The following is a 14794-nucleotide window of genomic DNA, read 5'->3' as shown; positions in this document are numbered from 1 at the left end:
CAACAACATGAGAATGGTTGACCTAATTGAGAAAAAACGTGACGGCGGAGAGCTTACAACAGAGGAAATCAACTTTATTATTGAAGGTTATACGAAGGATGAAATTCCTGACTATCAGGTTAGCGCCTTGGCTATGGCTATCTTCTTCAAGGATATGACAGAGCGCGAACGCGCTGACTTAACGATGGCGATCGTGAATTCCGGCGATACGATTGATCTGTCGGCAATTGAAGGCGTGAAGGTAGATAAGCACTCCACTGGCGGTGTTGGCGATACAACTACGCTTGTACTTGCTCCACTTGTTGCTGCACTGGATATCCCGGTTGCCAAAATGTCAGGCCGCGGCCTTGGCCACACTGGCGGTACGATCGACAAGCTGGAAGCCATTGCTGGATTCCATGTGGAAATCGGCAAGGATGAATTTGTGAACCTCGTGAACAAGGATAAAATTGCGGTTATCGGACAATCCGGCAATTTGACGCCAGCTGATAAGAAGTTATACGCTTTGCGCGATGTTACAGCAACGGTTGATTCTATTCCGCTCATTGCCAGCTCGATTATGAGCAAGAAGATTGCTGCCGGTTCAGATGCTATCGTGCTGGATGTGAAAACAGGCGCTGGTGCGTTTATGAAAACTGTTGAAGATGCTAAAGAGCTTGCACATGCTATGGTAAGCATCGGCAATAACGTTGGCCGTAAGACGATGGCCGTCATCTCAGATATGAGCCAGCCGCTTGGACTCGCAATCGGCAACGCGCTTGAAGTGAAAGAAGCAATCGATACACTTCAAGGAAAAGGACCTAAAGATTTGGAAGAGCTTTGCCTTGCGCTAGGCAGCCAAATGGTGTTTCTTGCAAATAAAGCTAGCTCTCTAGAAGAAGCCGAGGAAATGCTGAAGGAAGTTATCCGTAACGGCAAAGCACTCGAAAAATTCAAATCATTTATCGCTAATCAAGGCGGCGATCCTTCGGTTGTGGATCATCCTGAGAAATTGCCGCAAGCGCCTTATCTGATTGAAGTGCCTGCCAAAGCAGACGGCGTGGTCACTGAAATAATTGCCGATGAGATCGGAACTGCAGCGATGCTGCTTGGAGCTGGACGTGCGACGAAGGAATCGGAAATTGATTTGGCTGTTGGCCTCATGCTGAATAAAAAAATCGGCGATGCGGTTAAAACAGGTGAATCCCTTGTTACGATTCATTCCAACCGTGAGAATGTTGATGATGTGCTTAACATCATTTACGAAAATATCCGCATCGGCAGCAGCGTAACACCACCCGTACTCATTTACGGAATTGTGACAGAATAGTATTTCTAAAATGATCAAAAAGGACTGTTGCAGCTTGCCCTTCGGCAGCTACAACAGTCCTTTTCTTTGATTCCTGCAACTATAAGCTGCCCTCTACCTCATTGCCTTCCTTACGCCAATATTCCATGCCGCCAAGCATCTCCTTTACCTTAAAGCCAAGCCCAGATAAACGAGCGGCACCTTTCGCAGCTCCATTGCATGCCGGCCCCCAGCAGTACACAACAATGACTTGTTCCTTTAAGAAGGATGAAGTCCTCTCCTCATTAATCATATTGGACGGCAGGTTAATAGCACCTGGAACATGGCACTCTTCATAAGCCTTTCCGCTGCGAACATCGATGAGCAAAAAATTATTAACGCCCCGCTTCATATCATGACATACATCAGATACATCTGTTTCTACAGCCAGTTTGTTCATAAAATGACGATGGGTATCCTCCGGTGAAGCTGCTGGTGTTTCAAGAACAAGCGATATATAAGTCTCGTTTTCCATTTCCGCTGCCTCCATTTGGGCTGTTATATTTAAGCCGTTCGATTTCTTAAATACAATGTAGCACAGCCTTAAAAAATGGAGTTATCGATAGAAATCTATACTATACTTCATTAATTTTGATGATTAGCCCCGCCGACAAGCTCTAAGAACCCCGTAAACGCTTTGGATTTCCATTTCTTCTTGGCATAGATGAGCTGTGTATAGAACTTACAATCGGGGTGCGCAAAAGGAACAGCCATCAACTCGCCTTTCTGAACCGCATCAGCAACGACAATACGCGGCAATAAAGCAATTCCAAGACCGTACATCACACACTGCTTAATCGCTTCTAAATTTCCAAACTCATACGATAATGTATAATTCACATGGTTATGTTGGAGTACCTTGAGCAGCATTGCCCGGTAGGTGCAGCCATTCTCTGTTAAAATCATCGATTCGTTCTCCAAGTCTTCAACCTGCACTTTATCAAAGCTTCCGAAGCGATGATCGGGACTTGTAATGATGACTAGCTCCTCTTCCCTCAAAATACAGCTGTGAAGCTCAGGATCAGTAAACGGCGGATCTAAGATGATCCCGACATCTAAAGCTCCCTCTTTTACACTATCGATAATTACCGGTTCATTCCCCGGCTGAATGACAATGTTAACCTGCGGGTAGCTTAAACGATAAGCCTGAAGATGCGGGGGGAGGAAAAAAGCAGCCAATGTCTCAATCGTACCAATGGTCAGCGTGCCCTTCGACTGTGTGGAGAGAACTTCTTTTGACTCCTCATGCAGCCTAACGATATCGTCGGCATATTGCAATAGCGCTTCCCCGGCCATCGTTAGCCTCATTTTCCTCCCAAATCTCTCCACTAGAACTGCCCCATACGATTCTTCAAGCTTCTGAATTTGAGTCGTAATACTCGACTGCGCATAACCCAGAGCTTCAGCAGCTCGTGCGAAGCTCCCCCGCTTTGCTACTTCGCGAAATGTTTTTAAGTACGTTAATTCCAAGGCGCTATTCCCCTTTCTATAGGCGAGAATCGTTCCTCCTATTGTAACAAGGATTTAGCTGTTGTTCATTCGTATGTCACAACATTAAATACGTCCTAACATGATGCGCAAGCCGACTATGATCATGGACGGCACTAATAACTTATCGCTTTTTCCCCAGACCGGAGAATGGTCATTTGGCGATTGGATCGTGTAGTCTTTTGATTGTGCAAAAGCTTGCAAACGATCTTCCAATGAGTCTGTTTCACCATTAGGATATCCAACGACGACCTGCCCATTTTCTACTTGAGACGCCGTTATCCAGCTTGGGGAAAGCAATTTAAGATTAGGAGGGATGTCAGATAAGAAAAAGACGTATTCTTCACCGGATTTGAACTTCATAGAAAAATCAGGACATGCATTTCCAGCTGGATATTTGCTTCTATTGTCTATCGTTTCTGGCAAATAAATCGTCTGCGGCGCTTTGCCCGGTCCAGCATATGAAGTAACAGCCAGTGTAACTTTTCTTCCGTCCTCACTTATATCAGCCACCTTGCCATAAACCATAGCTTTCGACTCATACGCCTCTTCAAAGTTCCATGGGATAGGTGAGCAAGCATGGACAAAATTAGCGTTCACTACGATAAACAAACAGATGCAGCTAAGTGTTAGTAATAGTACTTTATTTCTCATGTTCATCACTCCCATTCATTCTTATACCCTATAACGATAGAATGGAAATAATTGTTGCTAATCTGCTGCCGACTTCAAAGCAATAACCGCAGTCGCATCTGATTTAAGTCAACGGATTAATATCTTTTCGAAAATAATAATGTTTGCTGCCTAAGGGTGCGTCTTCAAAAACCGCCACTTCTCTATAACCGTTTTTCTTATAAAATTCCGGCGCCTGAAAACTAAACGTGTTTAGCTTAATGAAGGTGCATTTCTTCTCTTTAGCTATTTTCTCTATTTGGGATAGCAGCTGGCTGCCGAGACCTGTGCCTCTAAGAGCTTGATCTACCCACAAAATATCGACCTCTATCTAATTCCAGCAAAAGACGCTTAATAGTCCGCCAAGGATTTTACCTTCGTCATCCTTTATCGTCAGGTTTATTTCCTCATAATTGTTTTTCAACTCATCAGGGACATGCCCATGATTATACTCGATCAGTTTTCTTTTCACGTATTCGCTTTCTTCTTTGCTTCCATAAGTAATTTCAGCTGACACTAGTTTCCACCGCCAAATAAGATAATATAAAGATCACTTTCCAATTATAGTATATTGCACATTCAAGATGAAGCGTTTTGCTTAATCATGGAAACGGCTGCGGAAGCTGCTAGGCGACTCCCCCGTCCAGCGCTTGAACTGCCTGCTGAAGTGCGCAATATTATGGTAGCCAAGCCTCGCCGATATCGACTCTACCGTTGCTTCGGGATTCATCAGCAGCAGCTTCGCCTTTTTCAGCATCAATGAGGACAAATATTGACGTGGAGATACGCCATACACTTGGGTAAACATGCGATTAACCGATGACATGCTGTAACCAACCGAATCTGCAATTAATTTTATCGTCTCCACCTCCTCCTCCTTCTCCCCCCTCTCAGCCGCGCTTTCAACTGTACGCTCCAGCATGGCTGCGATTTGAGAGGCTGCAGCAGATTTCCGTGCGCCAGCTGCATCGCGATTAAGCTCAGATAATGTGCCGCTCAACCCGGCAAACAGCTCAAATAGCGCGGACAAAATATTCATGCGAGACTCGATTCTCACGACTGACTCTTCGGAAGTTAATGCCATTAATTTATCCAAAGCTGGCTTGATTGCTACTGCCAGCTCACTGCCAGCTTCGTGAAAACAATGGCTATTGCGAATAAGAAGCTCACGGAAAGACCTCTCATCGACGTCAAAATGCAAGCAATAATAGGTCATTTCATCATTACAAACGACAGAGCTTTCATGATTGTCCCCCGGATTGAGCAATATAAGATCACCTGGACCTTGCTTGTAGGCATGTCCGTTAACCTTCATCTCCTGCGTTCCCGATAATACGAGATTCACTTCAAATAGAGGATGCTTATGAAGCGGATATTTCCAATCTGGATCCACTGTACGCCAGTGTGCCGCAAATACGCGGAAGGTCGAGTCCATATCAGGCAGCATAAATTCCTTTCTTGCCGGTTCTCGTTTTGCTTGCATACGTTGCCCTCTCCTTCCGAAATTGCGAGTCTAATAAACTGATTGATTTGGGTAAATATCAACATGGTATGGATATGGGAACGGGTTAAAATCATTGCTATGATATAGATAGTATAGATTACAATTCATTTCCTAAAAAGGAGAAAAGATATGACTGCCATCCAAAATCCGATTTTACCTGGCTTTAATCCAGACCCCTGTATTTGCCGTGTAGGAGAAGACTACTATATTGCGGTTTCAACCTTCGAATGGTTTCCCGGCGTTGGTATTTACCATTCTAAGGATTTAAAAAACTGGAGGCTTGCCGCAAGACCTTTAAGCAGGCTCAGCCAGCTGAACATGATGGGCAATCCTGATTCTGGCGGCATTTGGGCTCCCGCACTATCCTATAGCGACAATAAATTTTGGCTCATCTATACCGATGTGAAAGTAACCGAAGGACAATGGAAAGACTGCCACAACTATTTGGTTACCTGCGACACGATTGATGGCGAATGGTCCGAGCCCATTCATGTGAACAGCTCCGGCTTCGATCCATCGTTGTTCCATGACGAGGACGGCAAAAAGTATTTTGTAAACATGATGTGGGATCAACGGGTCGGCCATCATAACTTCTATGGTATTTTGCTGCAGGAATACAGCGCGAGTGAGCAGAAGCTAATCGGCAAACCTGAAATTATTTTCAAAGGAACCGATATTAAGCTGACCGAAGCTCCTCACCTCTATAAAATGAATGGCTACTACTACTTGCTTACGGCTGAAGGCGGCACCAAATATGAGCATCAGGCGACCATCGCTCGCTCCAAACAGCTTACCGGGCCATATGAGGTGCATCCGGAAAATCCGTTAATCACATCGTTCCATGCACCGCGTATTCCATTGCAAAAGGCGGGCCATGCTTCCATCGTTCAAACGCATACGGGCGAGTGGTTCTTAGTGCATCTAGTTGGACGACCTCTCTCCAGAGAAGGCCAGCCGCTGCTTGATCCGCGTGGATACTGCCCGCTTGGCAGAGAAACAGCTATTCAGCGGCTCGAATGGCGCAATGATTGGCCTTATGTCGTCGGCGGCAACCAACCTTCCCTTGTCATTGAAGGACCGAACATTCCCGAAGTGCAATGGGAGCGCGATTACCCAGTTAAGGACGATTTCGATAGCAGCACGCTAAATCTGCATTTCCAAAGCCTGCGCATCCCTTTAGGAGATCAAATTGTTTCTTTGACCGATAACCCTGGACATCTTCGTCTATACGGCAAAGAATCATTGACTTCTAAATTTACACAGTCATTTATCGCAAGGAGATGGCAGCATTTCAACTTTACAGCTGAAACAAAAATCGCATTTCATCCGACGTCCTTCCAACAATCAGCTGGGCTTGTGAACTACTACAACACGCAAAACTGGACATCCTGCCAAATCTCATGGAATGAGGAAAAGGGAAGAATCTTGCAGCTTGTTGCATGCGATAATTTTTCGTTCTCTGAGCCGCTTCAAGGTAGCGAAATAGCAATTCCAGAAGACGTTGCCTATGTGCATATTCGTGTTGACGTAGAGAATACACTGTATTACTACTCTTATTCGTTTGATGGCAAGAGCTGGACTCGTCTTCCTGTAAACTTCGAATGCTACAAGCTATCGGATGACTACATTCAAGGCGGCGGCTTCTTCACAGGCGCATTCGTCGGCATGCAGTGTCAGGATACATCGGGACGCAGCCTGCACGCAGACTTTGATTATTTTATATACGACAATCATTAATAAAGCAAGAAAGCTATTGGGAGCTGAGCATCGTTCCTAAGAGCTTTCTTTTTTTTATACTTTGCATAAACGAAAGAACCTCCATAACCACTGCTGTGATTGGAGGTTCTTGTACGATTCAGATACTGCCAAGCGGACGACGTCCCATCATCAGCTTTAGCCTTTGACTGAACCTGCCGCTATGCCTTCAACGATACGATCGCTTAAGAATAGGAATGCAATCAATATTGGCAATATACTAATCATTAATGTAGCGCCGATTGCGCCCCAGTCCGTCGTATACTGCCCGATGAAGTTTTGCACGCCGACCGTCAGCGTCTTATAGGCATCTGAGCTTATAAATGTATTAACGAAAATAAATTCATTCCAATTATAAATCATGTTAATAATGCCTGTCGTTGCGATAACAGAGCCTGTCATCGGCAGTACGATTCGGAAAAATATTTTGTTTACGGAGCAGCCGTCGATAACCGCAGCTTCTTCTACCTCGCGCGGCAAAGCATAATAGAAGCCAAGCAGGATCATAATCGTGATCGGCATATTGAACGCTACATAAGACAAAATAAGCGACAACGGATGATCAATGAGATGTATTTTGTTGAATATGCTGAACAACGGAATGAGCGTCGAATGCACCGGAATCATCATCGCAACCATGAATAGACCGAGTACAAAAGAGCTTCCTTTCCACTTCAACCTTGTTATCGCGTAGGTAACCAGGCTGCCTAACACAATCGTAAGCACCGTCGCTACAACCGTAATCCATACGCTGTTGAAAAAGTAAACATCAATATTTCCAGCGCTCCATACCTTCTCGTAATTTTCCCACCTAGGATTCATAGGCAGTGACAGCGGAGGAAGATTGAATACTTCCTGATTGTTTTTAAGCGAGAAAAACAGCAGCCATACGAGCGGGAAAATTTGCAATATGGCAACGACCGATAACACGATATATAGTACGGAATAACCCAGTTTGCTTGCTATCCAAGCGCCGGAGCTTTTGTTTCCGTTCCTCAGCTGTCCTGCAGTTCCGGGCATCATGAAGCTTCCCTCCTTACGAATATTGAATCGTATCTTTTGTAGCAGTCAATTTTCGGATTATCCAAGTTACGATGAGACAGATGATAAGCAGGAAGAAACCAATTGCACTGCCATAACCAAAGTCATATGCCCGGAAAGCTTGGTGATACATGTACGATGCCATCACTTCACTGGAGCCATTTGGCCCACCATCTGTCATGACATAGATCAAATCAAAGTATTTAAGCGATCCAACAATCGCCAGCACGATCGTTACTTTAATGACCTCCATCGCCAGCGGAAGCTTGATCTTGTAAGCGATTTGAAAGGCGTTCGCGCCGTCAATCTTCGCCGCTTCCTCAAGTGAAGCCGGGATGTTCTTAAGCGCAGCGTAATAAATTAAAATATAAAAGCCCGCATACTGCCAGAGGATTGGAATGAATAAAGCAAACAATACCAGTGATGACTCAGCTAGCCATGCGGGAGGATTTGCAAACCCAATGGATTCGAGAAAGCTGTTCAGAATCCCATTCGTTGGATGATAAATTTTCAGCCAAAGCTGTGCAATCGCTACGGACGACAGCAGCATCGGAATCAAATATATTTTGCGAAAAAAATTGACGCCCTTTAGTTTGGCGGACAACACCATAGCAATAACTAAATAGAGAATGAGACTAAGTGTTGAAAAAACAGCTAACATAAGCGAATGACCCGCGCTGTTCCAAAACATTTTATCCTTAATTAGAGCTTGATAATTATCCAAACCAATAAATTTCATCGCTCCAATGCCATTCCACTGGTTTAATCCATAATAGCCAGTCAGAACGATTGGAATGTATACAATAGCTAATATCAAAAGCAGGGAAGGCAGCACATACAGCGCAATGATTCTTTTGTTCGACATGACCTTATCCAAATTAGCCGACTCCTTTCTCATTCTCAAGCAGTAAGCATTTACCCGGCATCATATGCCGGGTAAACGGCTTCCCTGCTCCCTATTCTAGAAGCTGTCAGTTTCCTTTGGAAATGGCCGCATCATGCTCTTCAGAGAATTTCTCTGGTGTCACTGCTTTGCCGAATAACGCTTGAATTTGGTTGAGATGCGTTTCTGCGGCATTTGCTTGCATTTGTACATCTGCAAACAAGGTAATGCTGCTAGCTTTGTTCATTTCATTGAACAAATCTACATATAGCTGAGGCAGCTCAAGCTTGGAAGTATCCACCTTCGTTGCTGGAATAACACCTGCTCCAGTAACGGATTGCTCTCCCCATTTTTCCACAAAATATTCTACGAAAGCTTTCGCTTCTGCTTTGACGTTTGAGCTTTCTGAAACGAACAATCCAACGCCTGGTCCGCCTACCCAGCTGTTGATATCGCCTTTGCCGCCTTCAACCGTTGGGAACTTGAAGAAACCAACGCTGTCGCGGAACTCTTTAGGAATATCTTCATTCGTTGTGAAGTTAGGAAGCTCCCACGTACCCATCATGTACATAGCTGCTTTGCTGTTCAGAAACTCTGATTTTGCTTCTTCGTTGGACAAGCCGTTAAAGCCTTTTACGAATGCGTTGCTGTCTACAAGCGATTGAACCTCACTAGCCGCTTTTACTAGGTTTTCATCCTTGAAAGATCCTGAGCCGCTAATTGCTTTGGACAATGCTTCTTGTCCTGCAAAACGATCTGCAAGATACATGTACCACAATGATCCAGTCCAACGATCCTTATTGCCAAGGGCGATTGGCGCGACACCGTTTTCAGAGAGCGTTTTCACAACTTGCTTAAATTGCTCGTAGGTTTGCGGCACTTCCAGCTTGTATTTCTCAAAAAGCGCTTTATTGTAATATACCGGTGAAATATTGAATTCAAGCGGCAAACCATACGTTTTACCGTCTACAGCATAAGCCTCTGTTGTGCCGCTGACGAATTTGCCATTAAGATTTCCGCTTAGCAAATCATCCAGCGGTGTGAACAGCTTGCCCTCTACATACGGTTGAAGGAAGCCCGCTGCCCAAGTAACGCCTACATCCGGCAGTTGGTTTGATGCTGAAAGCACTTTCAATTTATTTTTATATTGTTCGTTATCCAGCACTTCTTGTTTGATCGTAACGTTAGGGTTCTCTTTTTGATATTCAGAAATAATTTGATTCACAATTTTGTTTTGTCCAGCCGATACACCCTCAGGCCATAAGTGCATAAAGTTAACCGTTACTTTCTCGGAACCGCTTCCATTTGCACCGTTCTTTGAACCCTCTTTACCGCCATTGTTCGAATTTTGACCGCAGCCTGCTGCAACAACTGCAAGACATAGAGTCAATAGGAGAATCGTCCATTTCTTTTTGAACACGTTTACAACCCCTTTTCTGCTGGTGATAGATTTGAATCTTACAAATCCATTTTATCAACACGATGTCAGCATCGTAAGGGTACATGAATTGGGGAAAATACTACTTTTATTGGATTGTCTCCTCGGAATGAGCGATCGTTCTTCGGTATTGACCCGGGCTAGTTCCTTCAAGCGAACGAAATACTTTCACAAAATATTTCGCCGTTTGATAACCGACTTGTTCAGCAATATCAGCAATCGCAAGTCTTGTCGTAGACAGTAATTCCTTAGCTCTTTGCACCCTTTTTCTCGTCAAATAATCGCTAAACGTAAGCCCCGTCTGCTCCTTAAAGAGCACGCTGAGATAGCTTGCATTCATATGCAAATGCTCTGCTGTATCGCGCATAGTGAGCGGCTTCTGCAAATTGTCTTTTAAATACTGAATCGCTTCTTGCACCTGCGGGCTATAGCGGTCTTCTTCCTGCGCAATATCCAGCAGCTTCGGGTCCATTAGCTTCTCCATGCGCTCAATCCGGTGTTTGCTCTCTTCTCTTTTCATAGCAAGCTCTACCGCTTTAATAAGTTTAGTTTTATCCAAAGGCTTGAGCAGATATTCGACCACGCCAAACTGCAGCGCCTTCTGCGCGTAATCAAATTCAGGGTGACCCGAAATAATGATGACAACAGGAGGATGCGGCAGCTGCTCGTTTATTCGCTCCACTAAATCGAGCCCTCCGATTTCAGGCATACGTATATCGGTGATTAGCAAATTCGCCTCGTTATGCTTCAGCCACTCCATCGCTTCTATTCCATTGGATGCGGTCTCTATCCGATATTGTCCAGCTGACCATGCTTCAAGCACTTTGCGTACGCCTTCCCTCGTTCTCGGTTCATCATCCACGATCAGTATGGTTTTCAATTGAAATTTCCCTCCCATGTTCATTCGGTATCTCAAAGGCGACGGTTGTTCCACTGCCGATCTCGCTCTTTATTTCCAAGCCTTTGGTTTCCAAATGATAATAAAGCAGCAGTCTTCGCTCCACATTGCTTATGCCAACTCCAGTTCCTTTGGAGGAAGCTTGATGCTGACCCTTGTCCATTGCTGCGTATAACGCCCGAATTTTCTCCTCATCCATGCCTGGTCCATTATCCGTTACAGCGATGCGAGTATAACCCGTCCGCTCAGACGGCTCGACCCGAACAACAACGGTACCTGCCCCAATTCGCTGCTCAACGCCATGCAGAATAGCATTTTCCACGAGCGGTTGAATAAGAAGCTTAGGAATTGGCACACTGCGGCAATTTTCATCTGATTCAACCTTCCATGTCAGCCTATCGATCATGCGCATATCCATTATTTTCAAATAACGCTGCGCATGTTCAAGCTCATCACCGATCGTTACCCATTCATCCTCATCCGCGTGTGAAATGACATACCGGAACAAACCAGACATCGCAATAACAACATCCGCCAGCTCCTCTTCGCCTTTCTCATCCAGCGCCCAATAAAAGGCTTCCAACGTATTAAACAAAAAGTGCGGATTAATTTGCGCTTGCAGCGCCTTCAGCTCCGTCCGGCTTTGAACAATTTCCTTCTGATAAACAACATCAATAAGTTCATTCAAAGAGCCAACCATCTGATTGTACGTATTATTAAGCTCGTTAATTTCCATCGTTTTGGACGTAACCGGTATCGGCTTCAAGGTCCCAAACTTCGCATTGCGCATCACTTTAATCAAATTCAATATCGGGCGAGTAATCATCGTTGATAAAATAAACGTTAAAATAAGAAATAACATGCCGCCTACTAAAATCGAAACAATAATAACGGTACGTAAAATCGAAATGCCTTCGGCAGCATACTTTATCGGCGTTAAAATAATAATTTTCCAGCCGGTCATTTCCGATTTTTTCTCAATGGCCATGAACCGTTCTCCGTCCAGCGCTACCGTCTCATCCCCTTTATTAAGCATCTTCTCGACGTCTACTTCCTTCGAAAAATCGGAGGTAATCGTCTGATTCTCGGCATCGAATAAACCCATCATTTCGCTGGAACCATTGTCAGCGTTTCCATTCGATTCGGTGAGCTCAAAATATTTTTTATCAATTTGCACCATCAAATACCCTGCATGCGAGAAGGAATGGTCAATAAGCCGAACATGGCGAATCGCAATGATGGAATCGGGGTACCTGGGGTCCATCCCGAACCAGACCAACCTGCCTCTGCCCTTGTCCACAAGGCTAAGCCAGTCCATAGATATCCGGTTGTCCAAGCTTATATCCGTGAGAGGGAACAGCATCCGATAGTCCGTTGTGTACAGCTCCAATGAGCGAATCCCCGTTGCATAAGCTTCTTGCTTTCGTATCTCCTGCTGAAGGGATTGACGCTCTTCAAAGCTGATCTTTCGTCCTTGCACCTCTTGTGCCATCAACCGCTGGATCGTTGCGCTTGTTGCTACCTGCATTGTAAACGTATCGATCTGCCGCAGCAGCACATCCAGCTTGCCTGTCGCTTGAACAGCCGTTTGTTGAATATGTTTTTCCGCATTGTTGCGCAGCAGAACCGAAACTTGATCATACGTAAAAAAGCCGACCGCCCCCAGCACGATAACCATAACGAGCATGAAGCCAAGGAAAATTTGATTACGCAATGTATTCATTTGTCCGAAACGATTCATGCCTACACTCCTTGTCCCATTCATTTCGTTTTTACTATACACAATTAAGATAATAAAAAGAAAGCCCTATCATTTCCACTGCTAATATATTAATTAATTAGATTAATAATCCATTGTTCACTGTAATCAGATATAATGATCATAAGCTTATGGCATACCAGAGTATCTGCTTGCTAATCATCTTAGAGAGGGGAATTCCGATGACTGTCGATTTCCTAGTACGCAATAACGTAAATGTTTTAGGCAAAGGTGAACAAACGATTGTATTTGCTCATGGATTCGGCTGCGATCAAGATATGTGGCGCTACATCGTCCCGAGCTTTGAAGATGATTACCGCATCATCTTGTTTGATTATGTAGGTTCTGGAGAATCGCAAATCGATTATTATGAACCCGAAAAATATAGTAGTTTACATGGTTATGCGCAAGATGTCATTGAAATTATGGATACGCTGCATGTAAAGGATGCTATATTTGTTGGCCACTCCGTTAGCAGTATGATTGGGATGCTTGCATCCATTCACAATACGGAATATTTTAAACACATCATTATGCTGGGTCCTTCTCCGCGTTATGTAAACGACCTTCCTGATTATTATGGAGGTTTCCATAGGCATGAAATTGATGAATTGCTTCATATGATGCAAATGAATTTTATTGGCTGGGCGAGCTACCTTGCGCCAATCGTCATGCAAAATCCAGAACGCAAGGAATTAACTAGCGAATTGGAAAAAAGCTTTTGCTCTAAAGATCCCCATATTGCAAGGCAATTTGCTGAGGTAACTTTTTTATCCGATTGTCGCGCTGATCTCATTCATGCAACCGTCCCTACCCTCATTCTTCAATGTTCTGACGACAGCATTGCTCCTATTGAGGTTGGCGACTATTTGCATGCTCATCTTAAAAACAGTACTCTTCAGCATATGCTCGCAAAAGGCCATTACCCGCACTTAAGTCATCCCGAAGAGACGACGCAGTTGATCAAACAATATCTATCCACCAACTAGAACTTGAAGAGAGGCATTCGTAACATGGATACCCAGTTAAATTATGCCCCCTGTGGATTTTTCACTATTTCAAGTACAGGGGGCATTCTAGAGTTCAATCAAACGCTGTTAAACATGCTTGGTTTTGACCGGCAGGAGCTGCTGAACCGACATATTGAAACCACTATGTCTCTTACGAACAAACTGTTTTTTCATACCTATTTTTATCCGTATATCCAGTTGTATGGGCATGTGAATGAAATGTACTTCTCGTTTAAAACGAGAGATCAGCTTGATGTGCCTGTACTGTTAAACGGTATTCGTCACGAACGGGATGGCGAAATTGTTATTGATTGTGTCGTTGTGGAAATGCGCAAACGCATTGAACATGAGAACGATATCCTGCAAACCAAAACAAAGCTGGAGGAGCTTTATCGGGCAACCAATGAAGCCAACAAAAAGCTTGAACTCCTGCATGAAGAATATGAAAGCAAACAATCGCAATTGCTAAATTTGAACCACCAGTTGGAAAAGCTAGCAGCAACCGATCCTTTAACTGGGCTCAAAAACCGCAGGTTTTTTCAAGAGAGCTTACTCGCGAATATCGCATTATTTCAACAAACCGAGCTGCCATTTTCACTCTTAATTATTGATATTGATCGTTTTAAAAGCATTAACGATACCTATGGGCATCCGATCGGTGATTTGGTTCTTACAGAGCTAGCACAATTACTCGTATCCGAGTCAAGAGAAGACGACATTGTTGCTCGATTTGGAGGAGAGGAATTCGTCATTATTATTCCTAATACCAATCAGGAGAATGCCATATTAGCAGCCGAAAGGTATCGCAGCAAGACTGAAACAGCTCATTGGGGAGAATATCATGTGACGGTTAGTATTGGCGCAGCAACGATTACGCAGGAGGATACCGATCAATCCTTGCTTCAAAAAGCTGATCAAGCGCTCTACAACTCCAAAAAAAGCGGGAGAAACCGGGTTACACACTACTCCAATTTGGAGGAGGGCTAATCGCTTGTTCCCCATTTTAAAAATAGGAAATA

Annotated in this window: 13 protein-coding genes and 1 pseudogene; 4 read left to right on the top strand and 10 right to left on the bottom strand. The window is 44.2% G+C overall.

Annotated features, from left to right (window positions below; all coding sequences use genetic code 11):
- Positions 1–7: 7 nt before the first annotated feature.
- Positions 8–1309, top strand: coding sequence for a pyrimidine-nucleoside phosphorylase (locus AC0VYE_RS03545; protein WP_339206672.1), 1302 nt, complete (start codon positions 8–10; stop codon positions 1307–1309).
- Positions 1310–1388: 79 nt separating this feature from the next.
- Here AC0VYE_RS03545 and AC0VYE_RS03540 read toward each other — a convergent pair whose 3' ends face one another.
- The 5 genes and pseudogenes from AC0VYE_RS03540 to AC0VYE_RS03520 form a co-directional block, all read right to left on the bottom strand.
- The gene (locus AC0VYE_RS03540) at positions 1389–1802 is read right to left on the bottom strand and encodes a rhodanese-like domain-containing protein (RefSeq protein ID WP_475446101.1); all 414 of its coding nucleotides are present in this window, start codon (positions 1800–1802) and stop codon (positions 1389–1391) included.
- Between the two features lie 110 nt (positions 1803–1912).
- A complete protein-coding gene (locus tag AC0VYE_RS03535; protein WP_475446099.1) occupies positions 1913–2797 on the bottom strand; it encodes a LysR family transcriptional regulator in 885 nt (294 codons plus the stop codon).
- An 84-nt stretch (positions 2798–2881) separates the two neighbouring features.
- The gene (locus AC0VYE_RS03530; RefSeq protein WP_076268738.1) at positions 2882–3469 is read right to left on the bottom strand and encodes a hypothetical protein; all 588 of its coding nucleotides are present in this window, start codon (positions 3467–3469) and stop codon (positions 2882–2884) included.
- Between the two features lie 103 nt (positions 3470–3572).
- Positions 3573–4004 (bottom strand): annotated as a pseudogene (locus tag AC0VYE_RS03525) (GNAT family N-acetyltransferase).
- Between the two features lie 81 nt (positions 4005–4085).
- A complete protein-coding gene (locus AC0VYE_RS03520; protein WP_475446097.1) occupies positions 4086–4970 on the bottom strand; it encodes a helix-turn-helix domain-containing protein in 885 nt (294 codons plus the stop codon).
- Between the two features lie 150 nt (positions 4971–5120).
- Here AC0VYE_RS03520 and AC0VYE_RS03515 point away from each other — a divergent pair, with 150 nt between their 5' ends.
- Positions 5121–6728, top strand: a complete 1608-nt coding sequence (locus AC0VYE_RS03515; RefSeq protein ID WP_076268735.1) for a glycoside hydrolase family 43 protein — start codon at positions 5121–5123, stop codon at positions 6726–6728.
- A gap of 156 nt (positions 6729–6884) precedes the next feature.
- On the opposite strand, the gene AC0VYE_RS03510 is transcribed toward AC0VYE_RS03515, so the two are convergent.
- From AC0VYE_RS03510 to AC0VYE_RS03490, 5 genes are all read right to left on the bottom strand, one after another.
- Positions 6885–7769, bottom strand: a complete 885-nt coding sequence (locus AC0VYE_RS03510; RefSeq protein ID WP_076268734.1) for a carbohydrate ABC transporter permease — start codon at positions 7767–7769, stop codon at positions 6885–6887.
- A gap of 13 nt (positions 7770–7782) precedes the next feature.
- Positions 7783–8664, bottom strand: a complete 882-nt coding sequence (locus AC0VYE_RS03505) for a carbohydrate ABC transporter permease (RefSeq protein WP_076268733.1) — start codon at positions 8662–8664, stop codon at positions 7783–7785.
- A 94-nt stretch (positions 8665–8758) separates the two neighbouring features.
- A complete protein-coding gene (locus AC0VYE_RS03500; RefSeq protein ID WP_076268732.1) occupies positions 8759–10090 on the bottom strand; it encodes an extracellular solute-binding protein in 1332 nt (443 codons plus the stop codon).
- A gap of 106 nt (positions 10091–10196) precedes the next feature.
- On the bottom strand, positions 10197–10988 hold the full coding sequence (locus tag AC0VYE_RS03495) for a response regulator transcription factor (protein WP_076268731.1): 792 nt from the start codon (positions 10986–10988) through the stop codon (positions 10197–10199).
- Positions 10963–12747 (bottom strand): sensor histidine kinase, encoded by a 1785-nt coding sequence (locus tag AC0VYE_RS03490; RefSeq protein WP_076268730.1) that lies wholly within the window; start codon positions 12745–12747, stop codon positions 10963–10965. Before AC0VYE_RS03490 ends, AC0VYE_RS03495 begins: the two co-directional genes overlap by 26 nt.
- A gap of 200 nt (positions 12748–12947) precedes the next feature.
- Between AC0VYE_RS03490 and AC0VYE_RS03485 the strand changes: the two genes are divergently transcribed.
- Positions 12948–13754, top strand: coding sequence for an alpha/beta fold hydrolase (locus tag AC0VYE_RS03485; RefSeq protein ID WP_475446092.1), 807 nt, complete (start codon positions 12948–12950; stop codon positions 13752–13754).
- A gap of 24 nt (positions 13755–13778) precedes the next feature.
- Positions 13779–14762 carry a sensor domain-containing diguanylate cyclase gene (locus AC0VYE_RS03480; RefSeq protein ID WP_475446090.1) on the top strand — a complete coding sequence of 328 codons (984 nt, stop codon included), beginning with the start codon at positions 13779–13781 and terminating at the stop codon, positions 14760–14762.
- The last annotated feature ends 32 nt before the right edge of the window (positions 14763–14794 follow it).

This window comes from Pristimantibacillus sp. Z349TD_6 (assembly GCF_056173205.1).
This window is presented reverse-complemented; position numbering and strand designations above follow the sequence as displayed.

Coding starts and splice junctions, on each gene's coding strand:
- AC0VYE_RS03545 (WP_339206672.1), top strand. CDS start 8: ATGAGAATGGTTGACCTAATTGAGAAAAAACGTGACGGCGGAGAGCTT.
- AC0VYE_RS03520 (WP_475446097.1), bottom strand. CDS start 4,970: ATGCAAGCAAAACGAGAACCGGCAAGAAAGGAATTTATGCTGCCTGAT.
- AC0VYE_RS03490 (WP_076268730.1), bottom strand. CDS start 12,747: ATGAATCGTTTCGGACAAATGAATACATTGCGTAATCAAATTTTCCTT.
- AC0VYE_RS03540 (WP_475446101.1), bottom strand. CDS start 1,802: ATGGAAAACGAGACTTATATATCGCTTGTTCTTGAAACACCAGCAGCT.
- AC0VYE_RS03480 (WP_475446090.1), top strand. CDS start 13,779: ATGGATACCCAGTTAAATTATGCCCCCTGTGGATTTTTCACTATTTCA.
- AC0VYE_RS03485 (WP_475446092.1), top strand. CDS start 12,948: ATGACTGTCGATTTCCTAGTACGCAATAACGTAAATGTTTTAGGCAAA.
- AC0VYE_RS03515 (WP_076268735.1), top strand. CDS start 5,121: ATGACTGCCATCCAAAATCCGATTTTACCTGGCTTTAATCCAGACCCC.
- AC0VYE_RS03510 (WP_076268734.1), bottom strand. CDS start 7,769: ATGATGCCCGGAACTGCAGGACAGCTGAGGAACGGAAACAAAAGCTCC.
- AC0VYE_RS03530 (WP_076268738.1), bottom strand. CDS start 3,469: ATGAGAAATAAAGTACTATTACTAACACTTAGCTGCATCTGTTTGTTT.